Genomic DNA, 22,100 nt, shown 5'->3' on the forward strand with positions numbered 1-22,100 from the left:
TTAAAGTAAGGATGCTTGTTTTTAAAATTTCACGTTGTAGGCTACACTCGGAACAATACCGAAAATGGATATTCTTCTTGTCTCGTTTCTTCCCGTTTCTTCATTCTGCCTGAAAGAGTACGACGCAGCATTGTTCCTGTTGTAAAGATTGTAGATGCTGAAATTCCACTCTCCCTGCCATCCTTTTTTCTTGCCGGGTTTAGGAGTATAGGTTGCAGACACATCTAAACGGTGGTAGGCCGATAAGGAATTCTCATTTCTCGCTCCGTAATTCGCAACAGTAACGCCCTGGTACAGGTATTTCCCATCGGGAAATGTTGCTGCCTTTCCACTCTGGAAAGTAAAAATACCCCCAAGAGACCATCCCGGGCTCAAGAAATAAGCACCGGTAACAGATAGATTGTGTAATTTGTCGTAATTCGCCCTGTACCAATCTCCGTTGTTTATACCCGGCTCATCTGCATTCCTGCCTGGTGTTCTTTGCTGCGCTTTAGAAAGCGTGTAGGAAGCCCAGCCAGTCAGCCTTCCTGTATTCTTTTTCCACATCATTTCCAGACCGTACGCTCTTCCTTCTCCGTTTAACAGCACTCTTTCTACAGCATCAATCCCCAACAGATCTGCCCCGTCAATATAATCCGCTTTGTTTTTTATTTTTTTATAGAACGTTTCGGCTTCTAAAGAATACTTGTCGTCTTTGAAATTGTGGAAGTACCCGAGTGCTACCTGATCTACAATCTCTGGCTTAAGGTACTGGTCGGAAGGGGCCCATATATCAAGCGGAGTTGCAGAAGCGGTATTAGAAATAAGATGAACGTATTGGCTCATTCTATTGTAGCTTACCTTGATAGAGTTATCATTGTTTAGCGAATAAGCAAGGGCCAGCCTCGGTTCCAGGTTGCCAAAACTGGCTATTTTTTGATTTTTCTTATAGGTTTTTGTCCCTGTTGGATCAGCTTCTTCATAAATATGAAACTCATTATTGTAAACAACCGGCTGATTATTGGTATAGGTGTACACCTCCTGTGCGCCTACTCTCTGAAAGTTACTGTAGCGCAGTCCATAATTCAGGGATAACTTATCGGACAGGCGTTGGCCGGCACTAATATATGCTGCATTTTCGAATGCATATTTTTTGGCCAGCTGATCCGGATTGATCGGTGAACCTGCTCCAAACGGCCTGATCGTTCCGGGATTAAAATCATAGTAAATTGAATTTATACCGTAATCCAGAGTAAGGTCATTCGAAACATAATGTTTGAAATCATATTTAAAATTGTAGTTCTTCACCTCTGCTTTCCAGTCAAGGCCAATGTTCTTTATTTGGATCTGGTAGTCGTAATCACTATAAATGGCAGATGCATTAGAGAAGATCTTATTGGAGAATATATGGTTCCATCTGAGATTAAAGAGCTTATTGCCATAGGTGTTTATAAAACTGTTATTAAGGTTCAGATCGTCATTGCCAAAATATCCTGATACAAAAACATTATTTTTCTCATTGAACTTATAATTAAACTTGGTATTTAAATCGTAGAAATAGGCTGAATTGGGTTCATCAGCCATTTTCAGTAAAAGGTGGGCGTAAGATCCTCTTCCAGCGACCACAAAAGAGCTTTTATCTTTCACTATAGGGCCTTCAACAAGCAAGCGGCTGGAAACTAATCCGATCCCGCCGTTCACATGATACTCCTGGTTGTTTCCTTCTTTTTGATAAATATCCAGTACCGATGATATACGTCCGCCAAAATTAGCGGGAATCCCTCCTTTATAAAGTTTCAGGTCTTTGATTACATCGGCGTTGAAAACAGAAAAGAAACCGAACAAATGCGACGTATTGTAGACGACGGCTTCATCGAGCAGGACCAGGTTTCCATCAACAGATCCTCCTCTTACGTTAAATCCCGACGCGCCTTCCTGGGCATTGGTAACCCCGGGGAGCTGTAAGATCGACTTTAGAACATCTGCTTCCCCCAAAACGGCCGGCATCTTTTTTATAGTGGAAATGGAAAGTTTATTTGTACTCATTTCAGGTTTACGGATGTTCGCTTGTGTAGTATTGGTGGTAATCAATACTTCATCCAGAGTCTTGCTGCTTTCCGTCATCCCAAAGTTCTTTTTAGTGCTTCCGGTTAGCGTGACAGTTTCTTTCAGAAGATCATAACCCACGTAGGTTATGATAATGGTGTAAGTTCCTTTTGGCAACGTTGTGGAATAAAATCCGTAAGAGTTGGTTGTCATGCCAACTTTCGCTTCCGGGATGTAAATGCTTACGCCAATGAGTGTTTCGCTATTGGACTTATTCGTTATTGTGCCGCTAAGGGTGACTTTTTCCTGCGAATTGGCATGGAATACAGAGGCAAAAAGGAGTACAAGCACGGACAGGATTCTGCTTTTCATTTAATAAAACTTTAAAGTTGACAGCTACAATTTTTGGCTAAACTATAGTTTTACAGACCCCGCAATTTTTATATATACGAAACGTATTTCTTTATATATTAAAGCATCTCTCACATATAGTAAAATAATTGCGCCTTAAGGTTCAGCAAAAAAGCAATCCGGGAAGACCCCCATCCTAATCGGATTATTCAAACCTTAAAGACGGGATATCATCAGTAAATCTTATTTTGGTATATTATATATGGGCTTTTGTATAGTAAGTTTTTTTATTTCCGGCGTATCGCTTGATTTGCCCGAAATTTAAGCTCATGGGTAAACCTTTACACATAAAAACGATGGATGCCAATTGGATGCTTCAGTTGATCATTTCAGAAAAATACCGGTTTCAACGTCACTTGTTACTGATCGCCTTTTGTGCCGTTGTGTTGTATTACAGTCCGCCGGACTACGTCGAACCTTTCGAGACCTACAACCGGCTGGTGATCTTTTTTCAGATCATTCTGCTGGCTTACAGCAATATGTACTTTTTCGTCCCTAAATTTTTGTTTAGGAACAAATACCTGAGCTATGGCCTCTTTGTGCTTTCGGGCATGATTCTTTCGTACTACATCCACGAAGCTTTTGCTTTCTCTTTTCAACGTGATTTGCTGCCTAACGAGGATGATAATATTAACTTCTTTACGTTTTCCTTTATGATTATGGTGCTTATTATAGCATCGGCAGCAGTTAAGTTATTCCAGCAGTGGATTTCTGATGCGCGATTGATCCATGATCTGGAACTGGCAAATACCAATAGCGAACTGGAACAGCTAAAGAATCAGATCAATCCGCATTTCCTTTTTAATATGCTCAATAACGCCAATGTTCTGATTGAAGATGATCCTAAAAAGGCTTCGCAGGTGCTGGTAAAATTAAGTGACTTGCTTCGCTACCAGCTTTATGACAGCTCGAGAGATAAAGTACTCTTAACCTCGGAAATCCATTTCTTAGAGGATTTTCTAAACCTGGAAAAAGTAAGACGTGATAATTTTAATTTTTTAATATCCAAAGAAGGTGAATTGAGCGGGGTTCAGGTGCCTCCCTTCTTGTTTATTTCATTTGTCGAAAATGCTGTAAAACACAATAACGATTCAGCAAAATTATCCTACCTGAATTTGTATTTTGATGTGTGCCATAATGAAATTTCTTTCAGATGCATTAACTCAAAACCAGCCGTGAAAGCCGTCAATAAACCCGGGGGATTAGGGCTGGCGAATATTAAACGACGATTAGAACTTCTGTTCCCCTCTTCACATACTTTGAAAATAGAAGAAAATCCGGAAACGTACTGCGTTACCTTATTTTTAAATTTAAAAAATGAACTGCATTATAGTAGATGATGAGCCGTTAGCGAGAAAGGCGATCCAGAAACTGGTTTATCAGACAGAAAATCTGGAGGTCATAGGCTCATTTAACGGAGCGGATGCTACGAGTGATTTTCTGGCGAAAAATGCCGTGGACCTGATATTCCTTGACATTCAGATGCCGGGAGTGAATGGGATTGAATTTGCCAGATCCATTCCCAGGAACACTTTAGTGGTGTTTACTACCGCTTTTCATGAGTTTGCTTCCGAGAGTTATGAAGTAGATGCTATTGACTATTTGATCAAACCTGTAAAATTGGAGCGCTTTCAAAAAGCGGTGGAAAAAGCACGTACGTATTGTAAATTATTTCATACTAAACATACAAACAGCAACATAGAAAACATAACGGCTGATTATATCTTTGTAAGGGCGGAACGTAGAATATTCAAAGTACATTTTAGCGATATCCTTTATATTGAAGGACTGAAGGATTATGTTATCATTTACCTGGAAAGCCAAAAAGTGATCACTTTGATGAATATTAAAACCATTCATGAATTGCTTCCGAAAAGTTTTTTTGTCAGAGTCAGCAAATCTTACATCATTAATGTAGGCAACATAGATTCTGTAGATAACAACACGGTATATATCGGGGAAAATGAAATTCCGATCGGCAATATCTACAGGGATTACTTTTTCAATGAATTCGTAACCAGGAAGATTTTGAATAAATAGTAAATAACTGCAGCGAATGTTTAACCGGACGAAGTAAAAACCGGTTTTATTACCATAACGTTAAAAAAATCCTTATTTTAGACACAGTAAGCGATTTCGGCATGGTTGAACAGGACGCGGATGAGATCAGACTGGAAAAGGACCTGATCTGCCTTTTAAATGAGGGGGATGAAAGGGCATTTGAAAAATTGTACGGGCTTTACAGCGTCCGCATCCTGCGGAGGCTGATCCGTCTCATTAAGGATGAGGAAATAGCAAAGGAAATTCTGCAGGATGTTTTCCTGAAGATCTGGGAAAAACGCTCGCTGATAGATTCTGAAAAGTCATTCCGCTCTTTTCTCTTCAAAATTGCTGAAAATAAAGTGGCCGACTTGTTCCGCAGGGCTGCCTGCGACAGAAAACTGCTCGATCATCTTGTGTCGGTCTCCACCGAACTCAGCAATAATCTCGAACAAACGCTTAACTACAAAGAATCGAACGGAATTTTGCAGCGCGCTATCGATCTTTTGCCTCCTCAAAGACGTAAAATATTTATTCTCTGTAAAATTGAAGGTAAATCGTATGAAGAGGTCGCCGGCATATTCGGCATTTCTGAGGGAACAGTAAACGATCATATCGTAAAGGCGGTGAGGATGATCAGAAAAAACTTCAATTCAAGCGATTTCGCCTCTGTTTTTCTCGCTTCTGCCCTGATTGAATCTGTTTTTTCATAAGAAATACTGTTTTGTTTTATTTTTTTTTAAAAAAAATGAACAAACGAGCATATGTCAGCACTCTTTCGCTCGTAATAGCGTTAAAATTCGACTTGTATTGAATAACGCAGAATTAAAGGAACTATTTGGCCGCTACCTGGAGGATCAATGTACCCCCGCTGAAGTGGAGATGCTTATCGGGGAGCTTCCGGTGAAAGATGAAGAGCAATTGCGGATTCTCATACGCGAGGAAATGCAGGCTCCGGAAGAGGGCGGTGACGTGGCGCACTTAACGCTGATGTCGCAGGAGGTGTACCGGAACATCCGGCATACGATCCGGCATGAGCAGCACAGAAAACGGAGCGGCCGGGTGGTTCATCTCGCCAGGTATATTACAGCTGCGGCTTCAGTGGTAGCAATCCTGGCTGCGGGTCTCTATTATTTTTCAGGAAAAGGGTCCGGCCAGGAGCAGATGTTTTCGCAGCTTGCAAAAAACAACATTGCTCCCGGCAGGAATAAGGCTTTCCTGATCCTGGCCGACGGAACACGTGTTCCCCTGGGCGATACGCTGCCCGGGGTGGTTGCACGACAGGGCGGGGTCCTCATCAGGAATAACGCCAGGGGTGAGATTGCTTACACTCCGCAGCCTGCAGGCACCGTGGCAGGCAAGCTATTATGGAATACCATCCAGACGCCGAGAGGCGGCCAATTCCAGGTGGTTTTACCAGATCAAAGCCGTGTATGGCTAAATGCGGAATCTTCTCTTAAGTATCCCGCGCAGTTTACGGAAACAGAACGGACTGTAGAACTTACCGGTGAGGCCTATTTTGAAGTGACTAATGACAGGCTGCGCCCGTTTGTTGTAAGATCGGACCGCCAGTCGGTAACTGTCCTGGGCACATCCTTTAATATGAATGCTTACGCCGACGAATCTGCGGCAAAAACCACGCTGCTGACCGGCAGCGTCCGGGTGAGCGCTGCTCAGGCCGGGACATCCGCCCTGACGCTGACCCCGGGCCAGCAGGCCGTTACCACAGGGAACGGCCTTACTAACGCGGCTGAGGTGAACACCGAACCGGTGGTGGCCTGGAAGAACGGAATGTTCAGCTTTAAACGGCAGGATATCCGGTCGGTAATGCGGCAGATTGCACGGTGGTACGATGTGGAGGTGGAATATTCGGGGGATATTCCTAAAATCCAGTTCACCGGTAAGGTGCACCGTAACGCCGACCTTTCGCAGGTACTAAGGAGCATCAGTTACCTCGGCGTCGGTTTCGGGGTAGAGGGAAGGAAAATTACCGTTAGCGCTGAATAATATAAAAAAGGGGATAACTAATAATTCTGTTCACATAACAAAATGAGACTATGATGAGATACTTACACACTTAGAGAAGAAAAAGAAGAGCGGGCGGCACAAAAAAACCGCGGAGGTGTTGGAGCACCACCACGGAAAATTATTGGGCTAACCCTTCTGCCGGTCTCTCACCAGCAGATAAAGAATTGCGATTGACTTTCTGTTTTAACCCAACATTCACAAATGTAGATGAAATTTACTGCTATTGCTATGGCCGTCCGCCATTTTTTTGGACGGCTTTTCCCACAGAAACTACTGATTGTTATGAAACTGACGACCCTGCTGCTCATAGTCGGTCTCGCTCAGCTGAGCGCCAGAGGGTACAGTCAAATTACCCTCAAGGAAAAGAATGCTTCCTTCGAAAAGGTTCTGTCTTCCATTGAAAAACAGTCGGGTTACGTCTTCTTGTATGACGAAGAACAGCTGAAACTAGGTAAGATCAGTATCAGTGTGAACAATGCTTCCATTAAAGAGACACTGGAAAAATGCTTTAAGGATATGCCGGTTACCTACCAGATTATCGACCGGAATATCACCCTGAAGAGAAAGGAACAGTCTTTTTCGGATGCCCTGAAAAAGTTTTTCGTGATGTCGGTAAATGTTACCGGGACGGTCTCAGATTCTGCAGGCCATCCGTTGCCGGGAGTAACGGTAAAACTAAAGGGCTCTAAAATCGTGACCCTTACGAATGCAAGCGGGATGTTCAGCCTGACGGGAATTCCGGAAGATGGCGTACTCGTGTTCTCTTCGGTTGGAATGGTCGAGGTGGAACAGTCAGTTCAGGGACGCCGGACGATTAACGTGACGCTGAAAAGAAAATCCGTGGACCTCGATGTGACCGTGATTACGGGGATCTACGAGAGAAAAGGGGAAAGTTATACGGGGTCTGCCCTTACCGTGAAGAACGCGGATCTGAGAAAGGTGGGAAATGCCAACCTGTTCCAGGCGCTGAAGAACATCTCGCCTTCTTTATTCATCGATAATTTCAGCATGGGATCTAATCCGAACACCCTGCCCGATATGCAGCTTCGCGGAACCTCCAGCTTTCCGGGAGTCTCGCAGGATGCCGCCGGATTGAAGGGCAACTACCTGAAGAATCCCAATGAACCGTTGTTTATTCTCGACGGCTTTGAAACCACCGCCGAGCGCGTATTTGACCTTGACATCAACAGGATCGAAACGGTGACCATTCTTAAGGATGCCGCTTCGAAAGCGCTCTATGGTTCTAAAGCGGCAAACGGTGTGATTGTTATCGAAACGAAGAAGCTCGCCGGATCAAAAGCGCTGGTTACTTATAACAGCAGTCTCGACCTGGAACTGCCGGATCTGAGCAGTTACCACCTGACGAATGCTCGCCAGAAGATTGAAGCTGAACGGATTGACGGTATGTATACTGCTCAAAGCCCCTCTGAAAGCGCCTATCAGCTCGACCAGTTGTATAACTCACGGCTGAAACTGGCGATGGAGGGGCTTGATACATACTGGCTGGCAAAGCCGCTGCAGGACGGCATTGGACAGAAGCATACGATTACCGTGGAGCTCGGCGGTGCACAGAGTCTCAGCGTGATCGGCGACCTCTCTTACCGCGATGTTACCGGCGCCATGTCCGGCTCTCACCGTAAAAACATTTCGGGCGACGTCAGCGCCGCCTACCGGGTAAAGAATCTTCTTTTCCGCAATATTGTGAGCGCGACAAGCAACAACAACTCTGAGTCGCCTTACGGCACTTTCGACGAATACGCCAGGATGAACCCCTACTGGAGAGCGGAGAATGTCGACGGCACAATCCCTTATTATGCGGAGATAGGCCCAACCGGAGTCAGATACACCAACCCGCTCTATAATTCTACACTGAATTCTACGATCACCTCGGGATATTTTAATTTCACGAATAATTTCTACCTGGAATGGACAGCCCTTCCGGGACTTAAGGCAACTACCCGCTTGGGAATCGATGTAAAGAACAGCGATGCCGACGAATTTTACCCTGCTGCCCATACCATGTTCGAAAACTATGTGGGCGAGGATGTATTAAGAAAAGGATCGTACATGGTGAACAACGGGAAAAGCCGCTACGTTTCGGGCGACTTTAACGTGAACTATTCGAAGCAGAAGGACAAGAACTTCTTTTTTGCCAATGCCGGATTTAATATCAGCCAGCGCAATTTTAACGAATTGATCTACAAGGTAGAGGGCTTCAGCAGCGACCAGATGGAAGATGTCCGTTTCGGCCGGGGCTACGCGCTCGATTCAAGGCCGGTGGGTACGGACGGAATCATCAGGGATCTTGGTTTTCTTGCGGTCTTCTCCTATATGTACGATAACCGCTTCCTGACGGATCTTACCTTCCGGGGTACGGCGTCGTCGCAGTTCGGCACAGACCGCCGCTGGGCTCCCTTCTGGAGCGTAGGGCTGGGCTGGAACCTGCACCACGAGAGCTTCCTGAGAAATTCTGATTTTGTAAAGCAACTGAAACTCCGCGGTTCCGTCGGTTCTACCGGAAACCAGAATTTCCCGACTAATGCTTCGCTGGCTACTTACGGATATTATCTTGATTCAAGGTACCAGGGATTCTCAGGTTCCTATATTCTGAATATGGCTAATCCCGGCCTGCAGTGGGAATCGAAGTTCGACTATGACGCCGGTTTCGATGCAAACCTCGGCGGCCTCAGCCTGAAATTCGATTATTACAAGAGTTACACGAAGAACCTGGTGACCGATATTACGATCCCCTACTCTACGGGCTTTAATTCGGTGAAAGACAACCTTGGTAAAGTAATGAATACCGGGGTCGAGCTCTACGCGTCTTACCGGGTATGGTCGAGGGGGCAGAATTTCGTGAACCTGAACCTGGGCGTAGAAACCAACAGGAATAAGATTGTGGAGCTTTCGAACTCTATGAAGAGTTTTAACGAAAGAATGGATGAGCTCGCTGCCAACAGGTCAACCAGTACCCCGGTTAAGCGCTACGTCGACGGCATGTCGATGAACGCCATCTGGGCTGTGCCCTCACTCGGCATCGATCCTTCGACGGGTAACGAGATCTATGTAGACCGCAACGGGAATACCACGTATATCTGGAATGCGAACGATATGATCGTAGCCGGCAATTCGTTGCCCGATTACCAGGGCACGGTGGGTTTTTCGGCTGAATACAAAGGGATCGGCCTGAATGTAACCGGCCGCTATCTGGGCGGCGGCCAGATGTACAACCAGACGCTGGTCGACATGGTGGAAAACGTCGACATGAACTATAACGTGGATGAACGGGTGCTTACCGGCCGATGGCTTGTGCCAGGGCAACACGCCTTGTACAAGAGGCTGGGTACTTATACTGCAGATACCGACGGCGACAATATTTCTGAGGTGTACGATGAGAAGACCAGGGCTACCACACGCTTTGTTCAGAACCGCAACGAGTTTACACTTTCGGCCCTTAATGTGTATTACCTCTTCAACAGGGACTTTGTAAAACGCCTGGGGATGCAGCGGCTCAAATTAGGGTTCAATATGAACGAGGTGGCTACCTTCTCCTCCATTAAAATTGAACGCGGGACACAGTACCCGTTTGCACGCACGCTGTCTTTTTCTTTGTCTGCTACATTTTAATCTTACTGCTATGTTAATAAAATACAGATATATCGTAATGGCGCTGGTGTTAGCCATGCTCGGCTCTTCCTGTACCAAAGACTGGCTCGACGTGGCCGCCGATTCTCAGATCAGGGCGGAAGACCAGTTCAACTCCGAATCGGGTTTTAAGGATGCTCTTATCGGCTCCTATATCGGGATGACCGATCCGGCGCTCTATTCAAAAGATCTCACCTGGAATATGATCGACCTCCTCTCGCAGCAGTATAACGCACTGCCTGCAGGGGCACAGTATCTGGATCTGCAGCAGTATAACTATACGTCTGTACGGGCCCAACCAAAGATCGACGCCATATGGTCGCATGCCTATAATACCATAGCAAACATAAACGGGGCGCTGAACTATATTGACAAGAAAAAAGCGGTACTCAACCCGATCAGCTTCAGTATCATTAAAGGTGAACTGCTCGGCCTCCGCGCCTTCCTTCATTTCGACCTGATGCGGGTTTACGGCTATGGAAACCTGGCGAACCGTACCGACCTTTCCGGGAAACTCGCCATTCCTTACGTCAGTGATTTTAACAAGGACGTTACCCCGCAGCGTTCTTACCCGGAAACGTTCGCCTTAATGGCGAAAGATATCGCTGATGCACTCGAACTGCTGAAGGAAGATCCGCTGTACCCTAACCCCTCCCGCCCGGCAGGTTATTATGATGACGTGAACCGCAACGGTTTTTTCGGCACAAGGGAACAACGGATGAATTACTATGCAGTGCGGGCCCTGCAGGCCAGGATGCTGTTATGGCAGGGAGGGGCTGAAAACCTGTCGGCCGCCCGGACGGCTGCCGAAGACGTCATTGCCCATTCGCCGGCTAAGCTGATCACGCCATCATACAATGCGGCGGGCGACCCGTCCCTCTACCCTGAAAATGTGTTCTGCCTGAATGTAACCGCTTTTGCCGATATCGTTAACAGGTACCTGGATGCCAGCAAGAACACGAATTACGATGCGCTTTTCATGCTGAGGCCTGCGGCCGAAACGCTGTATGAAACCAGCAATACTAATATCGGTGTTCCTGATATCAGGTTCAATACCCTGCTCCAGGCACAGACACTCGGAATGGTCAGCGTAAAGCACAGGCAGGCACAATCGCGCGTGAACGGCAATATCATGCCGCTGATCAAAATTCCGGAAATGTATTATATAGCCGCCGAGTATTACATCAGCACAGGCGACCTGAATAAAGCGATCGCCGACCTGAATACCGTGCGCAGCAGCCGGAATATTATCCAGGCCATCCCGGCTACCACCGACCGCTCAGTAGTGGAGAGTGAGCTTTTCAAGGAATACCGTAAAGAGTTCGTAAGCGAAGGACAGCTGTTCTTTTATTATAAGAGGACGGGACAGACGGCGTTTCCGGGCCTTGCGGTGACAAGGATTGCCGACGATAAACTTTACGTGCTGCCTTATCCGGGCAGTGAACTGGAATTTGGTAACAGGGTGCAATAATTTCAACTATTTCTTTATGAAAACTTTAAAAATATTTTTTTCGGGTTTGATGCTGGCAGCCGCCATGTTACAGGGCTGCAAAAAGGATGATATCGATCCTTTCAGCGGAGTTCCTGCGATTAATTTCCAGCAATTGGATGACTCAAAAAGGGTGATCAGCTCCCTGCAGTATTCGTTTATGACGAATCCTTCTAATGACTATATCCAGGAAGTGACCGTGAAGATCATGGGCGATACCGTGAACTACGACCGGCATTTCAATGTGGAAGTGGTGAAAGATCCGGAAACTACAGCGCCCGACAACCTTTACCAGGTGATCGGAGGTATCGTTAAAGCCGGTGAATTTACCGGGAAGCTTTCGGTAAAACTGCTCAACTCGGCCGCGCTTTCCTCGTCGAACGTTGCCCTTAAGCTGAGGATAGTCGATTCTGAGGACTTCAGGGCCGGCAACCTGGAATACAGGGAATTCACAATAAGATGGACTAACCAGATCGTGGTGCCCAACCCGTGGAGCTACTTCCAGTATTTCTTCACCACACGAGGCAGTACTGCTGCATACCGCATCATCCTCCAAACTACGGGACTCACCAAGTTCACAGTCACCGAATTCCGTGCGGTGGGTAACGATGGCGCCATTGCCCTTGGGACGAAGTTCGGCGACTATGTGATGCAATGGAATAAGGACCATCCGGGAAACCGTCTGAAACACGACGATGGTACCCTGGCCGGCCAGGATATAGTTCCCCTTTATTACACTCATTCTAAATACGACTGACGACATGAAAAGATTAAATAGATGGATAGTTTCCCTGTGTTTGCTGTTTGCAGGAGCTTCGGCGCTCTTGTCCTGCCGTGACGATCTGAGTACGCTCGACGTGAATAAAATAGCGGGGGTAGCTTTCGATACGACGGGAATGAGCAGTCTGAGCAGTTTCCAGTTCGAGCACCTGGTGGTTAACCCGAAGCTGAAAGCGGAGGGCTTGCAGGAAGCCAATCTGAAATACGAATGGAAGCTGAAGAGTTTTGACGGAATCGGGGAAACCCTTGTGTTAGGAACGGAGAAGAACCTCGACTACGAGGTGAGGCTGAAGCCTAATCCCGCAGGGAAGTTTTACCAGATCGTATACACCGTAACCGATACGAAGACCGGCCTCGACTATATCATGGCATGGCGCCTGGTGGTGAAAAATAATATTGGAGAGGGCCTTGTAATCGCAGAGAACGATGGCGGGCAGAGCTCCGACCTGAGTCATATTATGTCGCCCCTGGTTACCCGCGGTTTTACGGGTGAAAGTGTGAAACATCATGTGTACTCTGCTATTAATGGTTCCGTTTTTCCGGGCCTGATCACACAGATGCGCTTCACTACCGTTTACGGCGTGGATATGTTGTACGCGATAACGGCCAGTGACATCTACCAGGTGGCCACTCTCGATTATACCTTCGCTGCAAAGAATGAGGACCTTTTTTACGGCCATACCGGAGATTTTAAACCCCAGTTGCTGGCAGGCGTATACCAGTCGGATATTTTTGCAGGGAACGGCAAACTGTACTCCACTTATCTCGGCGCTGCAAGGAAGTACGGGCTGCCTTTCGATACGAGGTTTACTGTGCCTGCCCATATCGGCTTCAACGCGGAAGAATACGGCGCGAATATCAGCGTGAATTTCTACGATGAAGTGAACGGACAGTTTGTCTACCAGCCTTCGGTATCCAGTTTCGGCGACAGGAACCAGTATGCTGTACCTTATGCTTCAGGGATGCCTTTCGATCCGGTCCACCTTACGGGGAAAACCAACCTGGCCGCCGGCAACGGGGCTAATCACGAGTTCCTGCATGTGCTGAAGGATAAGACCAGCGGAGATATTTCGCTGTATGTTTTCACCCCGGGAGGGTATGATGATGTCGAGTGGGTGGCTACGCCGCCGGTTCCGCTGGCTGTGTACAACATTTCGGCCGCACCCGATATACAGAATGCTAAATTCTTCGTCTTCGCTAAAGACCAGAAGGTGATGTATTATGCTACCTCCTCGAAGATCTACGCCATGCTGTACAGTACTGCTACTCCTGTTTTCCAGGAAAAGTACTCCGCACCGGCAGGCGAACAGATCACTACTCTGCAGCTTTACGAACAGGCACAATTCCTTTACAATTCTTATACGCAGCCCGACATCGCCACGAATCAGAAACAGCTGATCATGTCGACTTACGGCACGGAAGGGAAGGTTTACATTCTGCCGATGGTCAATCCCGGTACCGGGAACATCGATCAGGCACATATCAAAACCTTCGGCGGCTTCGGTCATATTACGGCCATTACAGCCCAGAAATAGAAACACTCATGCTTTCCGGCAGCAAAGCCTGCCGGAAAGCTTCTTAATAACCGGATAAAAAAATGATCAGAAAATTCGTTTGGCTGTCAGGCTGTATGCTGATGGCTGCTGGCTTCCTTCGGGGAGAGATGAGGACCGGAAATGAAAAGGGTTTGCGGAGCGCCGCAGTCAGCACCCTGAAAGATACCGTTGCGAAAGCAGCGGCGCCTGCCGACACCTCCAAAACTAAAACCAAAAAAGACTCGGTTAAGAAGGAAAAATCGTATGACGCTCTTCTTAAAAATCCTAAGAAAACGGCCAAAGGATTGATGAACCTTTATTATGTGAAAGAAAAGTTATACCTGGAGGTGCCTTTTTCCCTGATGGGAAAGGATATGCTCCTGGCTTCTACCATATCTGAAATCAGCGACAACGGCGACGGGCTCGTAGGCTCGAAACCGGTTAGTCCCATGCTGGTCCGCTTTGCGCGGGTCGATTCGTCACTTTTGCTGACGAAGGTTGATAAGAACATGATCGCTCCTGAGAACGAGAATAACCTCGTCAGGGCTCTGGATAAAAATACCATCGGAGCAATAGTCAAGCTTTTCGATATTAAGGCTTATAACCAGGATACAACGGCTGCTGTTATCGACGTGACCGATTACTTCGTGGGCGATACGAAAGAACTTTCTCCCTTCGGCGCTTTCAGTATTTACCGCGCCATGGGTTATAAAAGTTCGGAATCGTTTAAGAAGGACCGCTCGTTCCTTACGGACATAAAGAGCTTTAAGGATAACGTGAGCATCAGGAGCAGTCTTTCGTATGAGAATACGCTGAGCAGTACCCGGCGAACCCTGATCAAAGATAAACCCTTTACGGTGGTCATGACGCGAACTTTCCTGCTGCTGCCTCAGCAGACGCCCCGGCCCAGGATAGCCGATCCCCGTATCGGCGTTTTTGCAGGGAAAAGGTACAGGCTTTCGAATGAAGTGAATAAAACGGAAGAGGTGTATTATGCCTACCGCTGGAACCTTGTACCGAAAGATAAAGAGGCCTATAAACACGGCAGACCGTCGGAACCGCTGAAGCCCATCGTTTTTTATGTAGACAGCGATTTTCCCTCCTCCTGGAGAAATGCAGTGAAAACCGCAGTGAGCGACTGGAACGTTCCGTTTGAAAAAGCGGGCTTTAAGAATGCCGTGGTGGTAAGGGACTACCCGGTGAACGACCCTGAATTCGACCCTGATAACCTGAAATACAACTGCATCCGGTATTCGCCGGTACCGGTGTCTAATATCGTGGGTCCTGCATGGGTTGATCCGCGCAGCGGCGAGATCATTAATGCTTCAGTTTATGTGTTCCACGATCTGGTTAAGCTGATCACGCAGCAATTATTCATCCAGACGTCGCAGGCAGACAAGGCGGTGAGAACGCCTCATATTCCTGATGGATATATCCAGGATGGGATCAGGGCTTATGTGAGGCGCGAACTGGGCCACGGGCTCGGCTTTACGCAGAACCTTGCCGCTTCGGCCGGAATCCCCGTCGACTCGCTCCGCTCCGCATCTTTCACCAAAAAGTACGGAACCACCTATTCGATCATGGACAACGCCCACTTTAATTATGTGGCGCAGCCCGGCGATAAGCAGCGGGGCGTGAAACTGACAGAACCCCTGTTCGGCCCTTACGATTACCTGCTGGTAAAATGGAACTATTCTTTTTTCGGCAATGATATGAGCCCGGCAAAGGAAAGAGCGGCGCTGACTAAGATGATCTCGGAGAAAGCCGGCGACATCCGCTACCGTTACGGCAAATCGCAGGGAATCGACCCCGGTGTACTTTCGGGCGACCTGGGAGACGATCCGGTAAAGGCTTCGGCCTGCGGAATCGCCAACCTCAAATACATTATGGCTAACCTGAACAACTGGGTATCGGGAGAGGATAAGGATTATTCGTTCAGAAAAGACATCTGGGACGGCATCCTCGACCAGTATGTTCTGTACCTGAATTTCCTCCTCCCCAATATTGGCGGGATCTATATTAATGAAAAGTACCAGGGCGACCCGCGGCCTTTTTATCAGCCGGTGCCGCGGAAGAAACAGGAGGCAACGGTTCAGTTCCTTCTGTCGCAGATTAAAGATGCCGGATGGATAGAGAATAAAGAGGTACTGCAAAATCTGAGCCTGACGGGCACCCCTGCGGCTTTGCTTCGCAGCCAGCTGATGGATGCCCTTCTGCGTACCCCGGTGGCGGTAAACCTTGCGGCAATAAAATCGAAGGAGCAGGATGCGTATACGCCGGAAAGAGTGCTCGACGATATTTACCAGGGTGTATGGGGTTCGGTTGAACAGGGGAAAATCCCTGATAACGCCGAACGCGAAATGCAGAAGGCTTTTGTGAACTCTGTTATCGGTAATACGAAACTCGTTTCTGTGCAGAGAGGCCAGTCATCGCAGGCGGCAGGCCTGGCGGATTTTTCGGGATTGAACTTACGCGGGTTGAATAAGACTCTCAATATGAACGACTTTTATGGTAAAGGCGATTTCGATTATGAAAATGAAGTGGGAATAAACGGGCCCGGGACAGAAGGATTTGATGGCAGCCTGGTAAACTTTAACCTTCAGCCTTCACTGGAAAGTGTTTGGTTTACGAAGCTTACCCAATGCCGCGAACTGATGGCTAAGGCGCTCGATACCGTAAATGACCGGGAGACGGCCATGCATTATCGTTTGCTGATGAATAAAATTGACAAAGCGCTAAACCTGTAAATGATGAAGATGAACAGTATATCGGCATGGCTTCTTGCCGCTTTCCTGCTGGTGACCGGAGCAGCGGCCGGCCAGACGGGAAAAGAAAATAAAAAGGAACAGGCCGGGCTGAAAAAGGACACGGCTCAAAAGAAGAAAGAAACCGCTTACCAGAAGCTCTTCAAGGGGAAGAAAGTGGAAACGAGCAGAGGAATGATCACCCTGCACAAAATGGATGGAAAGGTTTATTTTGAGTTTCCCAAAAGGCTCTTTAAAAAGCCCATGCTGCTGGGATCGGTGGCAGAAGCAGTAAGTAACCCTGAAGATTCATTCGCGGGATTGCAGGCACATGACCCGCTCTGCATTTACTTTACGCAGATCGATTCGGTAATCTATATCCGGAAAACCGACTTTTCGGCGCGTACCTCTGAGCAGGAAACGGCGCTGCAGAATGCCCTGGCTAAGAATAACACGGGAGCCATGCTGGCCTCTTTTAAGATTCAGGCTGTATCGCCCGACAGCAGTGCAGTGGTATTCGATGTAACGCCGTTCTTCGTGAACGGGAACGAGGAAATGGACCCCTTCATGCCGGCGGGCGGCTTCATGAGCAGCAAGGCGTCATACAAGAGTGAAAGTTCGCTGGCGGGCGGCATCATGGCCTTTAAGGATAATATCTCCGTCACCAGTTACCTTTCGTATGGCGTGACCTCCAGTTTTATGGGTTTTATCGTGGAAGAGAACCGGCCGGCTACCATCATCATGAAGCGCTCGCTCATGCTGCTGCCGGACATGCCGGCGCGGCCAAGGCTGAACGACCCGCGGATCGGGGTATTCTATACGAATTACACAAAATTCGCAGGCCGGGATAAGGGGAGCAAAGAGATTTTCTTTGCCAATCGCTGGCGCCTGGAGCCTAAAGATCCGGCTGCTTTTAAAAGGGGTGAACTGGTTGAGCCTGTAAAGCCTGTAGTCTTTTACATCGACGATAAGTTTCCGGACAACTGGATCTCCTGGATCAGGCAGGGGACGGAAGACTGGAATATGGCCTTTGAAAAGATTGGATTTAAGAATGCGGTGGTGACGAAAATGTACCCGAAAGACGACCCGGAGTTCGATCCGAACAACATCAGGTATAACTGTATTAAATATGCACCTACCCTTACTCAGAATGCCATGGGACCTTCCTGGGTAGATCCGCGCACCGGCGAGATCCTCAACGCCTCCGTTTACCTCTACCACGGGGTGACTGACCTGCTGAGCAACTGGATGTTTATCCAGACCGCGGCGGTTGATGAAAGAGTGAGGACAACAAACATGCCTCCGGAACTCATGGGCAAGGCCCTGCGATATGTCATTGCCCATGAAATTGGTCATTGTCTGGGCCTGATGCACAACATGGGAGCATCCTCGTCGTTCCCGGTCGATTCCCTGCGGTCGCCTTCTTTTACCCAAAAGTACGGCACTACCCCTTCGATCATGGATTATGCCCGTTTTAATTTCGTGGCGCAGCCCGGCGACCTGGAACGGGGGGTTAAACTCACTCCTCCCGATCTTGGAGTATACGACTATTATGTCATCAAATGGCTCTACTCGCCCCTGTATTCAGCATCGACTCCGGAGGAGGAGGTGCCGGTACTCGACAAATGGGTTTCGGAGAAAATTAAAGACCCTATGTTCCGGTATGGTAAACAGCAGATTTCGGTTCTCGACCCCAATTCACAGACCGAAGACCTGGGCGACGACCAGGTGAAAGCTACGGAGTACGCCATGTCGAACCTGAAATACATCCTGAAGAACATGAACGGCTGGCTGGCGGATAAAGATACCGACTACTCGTTCAGAAAGGATGCGAACTTTTCGGTAATCAATATCCAGTTCTACTGGTACATGATGCATGTACTTAATAATGTCGGGGGAATTTACCAGTATGAAAAATACGAAGGTGATCCTTTTCCGGCTTACCGCTCGGTTCCTAAGGAAACACAGCGCAGGTCGGTGCTTTTCCTGCTCAGCCTTTTCGAGAACCTCGACTGGCTGAATGCTCCCGAAACCGAACAAAATATCGATGCCATTAACGGCGATGCCGCTGAATTTATGAGGGGAGTGCTGTTCCCATATATGATGAGATGGGTGGCCAATATCGGGCTCAGCGAGAATAAGGCGGATGCGGATCCCTATACACGCACAGAATGTGTTGCGGATGTATTTGACTTTGTCTGGGGGACTTCCCTTGAAGGAAAGGCACCGTCGAAAGAAAAACTCTCTATGCAGAATGCCATGGTGCAGCTTCTGATCCGGAACTCGGGAGTTCTGGAAATTCCGGGAGGAAATGCTTCTGCGTTTGCTGCCCCCGCTGAAGGGGATGATCTCCGTCTGCTGCAATTGCAGCATGCTGCGTGGAAAAACAGCTTCGCAGGACTGGAAGGTCTGCCGTTTTACGGCACGACCGGAAGACCGGACCTTTCTGCCTCTTCTGCCGGAGACACCGAAGGTTTCGGCTTTATGCCGCGCGTACTGTTCCAGACTGATGATATCTCGCATGTCTATTACGGCTGGCTGCTGGAGACAAAAGACATCCTTGAAAAAGCCGTGGCAAAGCAGCAGGGTGATACCAGGGCAAAATATCAGTACTTTTTGTTACAGATCAACAGGGCGCTTAAAAGCAGCTAAGACATTAAACCTTTATGAGGCAGTTTCTGATCGGATTTATGCTCTTATTTACCTGCTCCCTGCTCCGGGGGCAGGTAAAACAGGAGAAAAGTACGGTGAAGGGAATAGTGAGGGACGACAAACTGAATGTTCCGCTGAAGAACAGTTCGGTGAACCTGCTCCGGGCAGCCGATTCTACCTTGTACCTTTCGGTAAGGGCAGATGCGGAAGGGCACTTTGTTTTCAATGATCCGGAGGCCGGAAATTATATCCTCCTTGTCACTTATCCTCATTACGCCGATTATGTGCAGCCTGTAAAATTCGGGCCTGACAGGCCGGTGGTGAACCTCGGGCAGATCGGGATGCTGCTGAAATCGCGTCTGCTGAATGAAGTGGTGATCAAAGGCTCGAGGGCGGTGACAATGAAGGGTGATACGATTGAGTATGATGCCCGTAGTTTTGTTATCGAACCGAATTCGAAGGTGGAAGACCTGCTGACGCAGCTTCCGGGGATCCAGGTGGATCAGGACGGGAAAATCACCGCCCAGGGGAAGGAGGTGAAAAAAGTGCTGGTAGACGGAGAGGAATTTTTTAGTGACGATCCGACCCTGGTTACCCGCAACCTCAGGGGCGATATGATCGAGAAGGTGCAGGTGTATGACAAAAAGAGCGGTAAGGCGGCTTTTACTGGAATAGAAGACGGCGTGCGCGATAAGACCATCAACCTGAAGCTGAGGGAAGATAGTAAAAAGGGCTACTTCGGCAACGCGGAAGCCGCGGAAGCGACAAACGGATTCAGACACGGGAATGCCATATATAACCGCTTTTCGAAGGATATGAAAATGACGGTTACCGGGGGGATAAGTAATTACAAATCGTCGGTCGCCGGGGCGGGTTCCGGTGTAGTGGAGACTTCGGGGAATGATATTTCATTTAATTTTACCGGCCAGGGAGAGGCCCAGCAGATGGGAGGTATTCCTGAAAGTGCGGGCGGCGGACTGCGCATCAGCGGAAAGGGAGTCAATGCCGATTACCTGGTAAACCATGTGGGCAATGCAGGCACAGGCAACCGCATTGTGAAGAATAACCTGCCTTCCGGCGTCCAGAATACGGCATCAGACCAGGTGTTCGACAGCCGCCGGATGGTGCATTCGCTGAAATCGAACCTGTCTTTTACTATCGACAGTACGTCGCAGCTTACCGCCTACCTGAATGGCAACTATAGCGACGTGAATAATTTTAACCGTTTTGAAGGCCGGACAACGGACGAAGCTGACATCCTCCTGAACCGGAATTCGCGGGTCCTTGATACTAAGGGGACGGGAAAAGGCCTGAACGGGAATATTCTCTGGATGAAAAGAATGCGGCGGCCGGGAAGGACAGTAACTGCGAGGATGAACTGGAACTTGTCGGAAACGGTTAACCGGGGAACCCTTTATTCGGAAACGCATTTTTACAAGGGGCAGAACGACAGTACGGCCGTGATTGATCAGTACAAGAGAAATACGCTAAACAGACGTGCGCTCGGCGGAGCAGTGTCGTTTACGGAAAACTTAGGGAAAAAGCTCTCGCTCGGGCTGGACTACGGGATAGCGCTGGATGCAAACGCTTCGGAGCGGTTGTCCTTCAACCAGGACGGGCCGCAGGGATTGAGTCTGCCCGACAGCGCCTTCAGTAACCGCTACCGGTACAGCTCGCTCGATAATACAATAAAAGGCTCTCTGAGCCGAAGCCTTGGCCAGGGCTCCCTGTCAATCGGACTGGCTGCAAAAAGTACCGCCCTGAAACAAAAAGACTTGTTCAGAAATAGTTTATTTAACCGGAGTTTTTTCCAGATGGAGCCCGGCGTTTCCTTTACGGAGGCTAAGGGGCAAAAGATGATCATCATACTGTACCAGGGATCCAATGTTCTTCCCGGCATCAGCCAGCTGCAGCCCGTTACGGAGAATATTGATCCGCTGTATGAAACCAGGGGGAATGCTGACCTGGATCCGGCCTATAACCATCGCTTTACTTTAAACTACACTGCAATGCAGAATATGGGGAAGAAAAGCCTCTCTTTATCGGGTTCTTATTCACTTACCACTAATTCTATTATCCCCGATGTGGTAACCGGGGCAGACGGAAAAACAGTCTCTTCGTTCGTCAATCTGAACGACAGGGCAATGTCTGATTATAACTTCAGGCTGGGAAGGAATATCACCCTGAGGAACAGCCTGAGGCTAGGCTCCGATGCATCAGTAAGCGGGAATACAGGATATGCCCTAACAAATGGCCAGGAAAATAAAACGAACTATGTCAATTACGCACTCAGCCTGAATGTACAGCAGTTCCGGGCAAGAAAATACACCATGCAGGTCACTCTCTCACCTTCGTACACTGTCAGCAATTCTTCTCTGCAGCCTTCGCTCAACAACAACGGTTTTGTGCTTAACGGAACTGGTCTCTTCACTATTCATCTCCCTTTTAAGGTGCAGGCGACGAATCATTTCAGGTATACGTTTAACCAGGCTACACAGTATTTTTCGAACGATTTTTCGAGGTTAATATGGAATACCATCTTGTCTAAAAAATTCCTGAAGAGCGAAAGCCTTATGCTCAGGGCTTCTATGAGCGATTTGCTGAACCAGGGCAACGGTTTCAGCCGCTCGGCAAACAATAACATGATCATCCAGAATAACTATAATACAGTAAGACGATATGTTCTTTTTTCACTGGTTTACGACTTTAAAAAAATGGGCTCCGCGGCTTCGGAATGACCTGAAGCGCTTT

12 protein-coding genes are annotated in these 22,100 nt (G+C 48.0%); 11 read left to right on the top strand and 1 reads right to left on the bottom strand.

The window, feature by feature from the left end; genetic code table 11:
• Nucleotides 1–21 precede the first annotated feature (21 nt).
• Nucleotides 22–2,397, bottom strand: a complete 2,376-nt coding sequence (locus DDR33_RS15900) for a TonB-dependent receptor (RefSeq protein ID WP_109416798.1) — start codon at nucleotides 2,395–2,397, stop codon at nucleotides 22–24.
• A 308-nt stretch (nucleotides 2,398–2,705) separates the two neighbouring features.
• Here DDR33_RS15900 and DDR33_RS15905 point away from each other — a divergent pair, with 308 nt between their 5' ends.
• From DDR33_RS15905 to DDR33_RS15955, 11 genes are all read left to right on the top strand, one after another.
• Nucleotides 2,706–3,776 carry a sensor histidine kinase gene (locus DDR33_RS15905; protein ID WP_109416799.1) on the top strand — a complete coding sequence of 357 codons (1,071 nt, stop codon included), beginning with the start codon at nucleotides 2,706–2,708 and terminating at the stop codon, nucleotides 3,774–3,776.
• Nucleotides 3,754–4,476: a LytR/AlgR family response regulator transcription factor gene (locus DDR33_RS15910; protein WP_109416800.1), complete on the top strand. Its 723-nt coding sequence runs from the start codon at nucleotides 3,754–3,756 to the stop codon at nucleotides 4,474–4,476. The genes DDR33_RS15905 and DDR33_RS15910 overlap by 23 nt, the downstream gene beginning before the upstream one ends.
• Before the next feature lie 101 nt (nucleotides 4,477–4,577).
• Nucleotides 4,578–5,189 (top strand): RNA polymerase sigma factor, encoded by a 612-nt coding sequence (locus DDR33_RS15915; RefSeq protein WP_109416801.1) that lies wholly within the window; start codon nucleotides 4,578–4,580, stop codon nucleotides 5,187–5,189.
• 97 nt (nucleotides 5,190–5,286) lie between these two features.
• The gene (locus DDR33_RS15920) at nucleotides 5,287–6,483 is read left to right on the top strand and encodes a FecR family protein (RefSeq protein ID WP_146198789.1); all 1,197 of its coding nucleotides are present in this window, start codon (nucleotides 5,287–5,289) and stop codon (nucleotides 6,481–6,483) included.
• A 303-nt stretch (nucleotides 6,484–6,786) separates the two neighbouring features.
• Nucleotides 6,787–10,131 (top strand): SusC/RagA family TonB-linked outer membrane protein, encoded by a 3,345-nt coding sequence (locus tag DDR33_RS15925; protein WP_238387826.1) that lies wholly within the window; start codon nucleotides 6,787–6,789, stop codon nucleotides 10,129–10,131.
• Nucleotides 10,132–10,141: 10 nt separating this feature from the next.
• Nucleotides 10,142–11,620, top strand: coding sequence for a RagB/SusD family nutrient uptake outer membrane protein (locus DDR33_RS15930; RefSeq protein WP_109416803.1), 1,479 nt, complete (start codon nucleotides 10,142–10,144; stop codon nucleotides 11,618–11,620).
• 16 nt (nucleotides 11,621–11,636) lie between these two features.
• On the top strand, nucleotides 11,637–12,395 hold the full coding sequence (locus DDR33_RS15935) for a DUF4843 domain-containing protein (protein ID WP_109416804.1): 759 nt from the start codon (nucleotides 11,637–11,639) through the stop codon (nucleotides 12,393–12,395).
• Nucleotides 12,396–12,399: 4 nt separating this feature from the next.
• Nucleotides 12,400–13,953 (top strand): PKD-like family lipoprotein, encoded by a 1,554-nt coding sequence (locus DDR33_RS15940; RefSeq protein ID WP_109416805.1) that lies wholly within the window; start codon nucleotides 12,400–12,402, stop codon nucleotides 13,951–13,953.
• 62 nt (nucleotides 13,954–14,015) lie between these two features.
• Nucleotides 14,016–16,700 carry a zinc-dependent metalloprotease gene (locus DDR33_RS15945; RefSeq protein ID WP_109416806.1) on the top strand — a complete coding sequence of 895 codons (2,685 nt, stop codon included), beginning with the start codon at nucleotides 14,016–14,018 and terminating at the stop codon, nucleotides 16,698–16,700.
• Nucleotides 16,701–16,709: 9 nt separating this feature from the next.
• Complete coding sequence (locus DDR33_RS15950; protein WP_158280770.1) at nucleotides 16,710–19,349, top strand: zinc-dependent metalloprotease; 2,640 nt, start codon at nucleotides 16,710–16,712, stop codon at nucleotides 19,347–19,349.
• Nucleotides 19,350–19,363: 14 nt separating this feature from the next.
• Nucleotides 19,364–22,087 carry a TonB-dependent receptor gene (locus DDR33_RS15955; protein ID WP_109416808.1) on the top strand — a complete coding sequence of 908 codons (2,724 nt, stop codon included), beginning with the start codon at nucleotides 19,364–19,366 and terminating at the stop codon, nucleotides 22,085–22,087.
• The last annotated feature ends 13 nt before the right edge of the window (nucleotides 22,088–22,100 follow it).

This window comes from Pararcticibacter amylolyticus (genome assembly GCF_003130405.1).
GTDB lineage: Bacteria > Bacteroidota > Bacteroidia > Sphingobacteriales > Sphingobacteriaceae > Arcticibacter > Arcticibacter amylolyticus.

What these genes read in the sequence shown, in the direction of transcription:
- DDR33_RS15900 (WP_109416798.1), bottom strand. Translation starts at nt 2,397, where the DNA reads ATGAAAAGCAGAATCCTGTCCGTGCTTGTACTCCTTTTTGCCTCTGTA.
- DDR33_RS15905 (WP_109416799.1), top strand. Translation starts at nt 2,706, where the DNA reads ATGGGTAAACCTTTACACATAAAAACGATGGATGCCAATTGGATGCTT.
- DDR33_RS15910 (WP_109416800.1), top strand. Translation starts at nt 3,754, where the DNA reads ATGAACTGCATTATAGTAGATGATGAGCCGTTAGCGAGAAAGGCGATC.
- DDR33_RS15915 (WP_109416801.1), top strand. Translation starts at nt 4,578, where the DNA reads ATGGTTGAACAGGACGCGGATGAGATCAGACTGGAAAAGGACCTGATC.
- DDR33_RS15925 (WP_238387826.1), top strand. Translation starts at nt 6,787, where the DNA reads ATGAAACTGACGACCCTGCTGCTCATAGTCGGTCTCGCTCAGCTGAGC.
- DDR33_RS15930 (WP_109416803.1), top strand. Translation starts at nt 10,142, where the DNA reads ATGTTAATAAAATACAGATATATCGTAATGGCGCTGGTGTTAGCCATG.
- DDR33_RS15935 (WP_109416804.1), top strand. Translation starts at nt 11,637, where the DNA reads ATGAAAACTTTAAAAATATTTTTTTCGGGTTTGATGCTGGCAGCCGCC.
- DDR33_RS15940 (WP_109416805.1), top strand. Translation starts at nt 12,400, where the DNA reads ATGAAAAGATTAAATAGATGGATAGTTTCCCTGTGTTTGCTGTTTGCA.
- DDR33_RS15945 (WP_109416806.1), top strand. Translation starts at nt 14,016, where the DNA reads ATGATCAGAAAATTCGTTTGGCTGTCAGGCTGTATGCTGATGGCTGCT.
- DDR33_RS15950 (WP_158280770.1), top strand. Translation starts at nt 16,710, where the DNA reads ATGAACAGTATATCGGCATGGCTTCTTGCCGCTTTCCTGCTGGTGACC.
- DDR33_RS15955 (WP_109416808.1), top strand. Translation starts at nt 19,364, where the DNA reads ATGAGGCAGTTTCTGATCGGATTTATGCTCTTATTTACCTGCTCCCTG.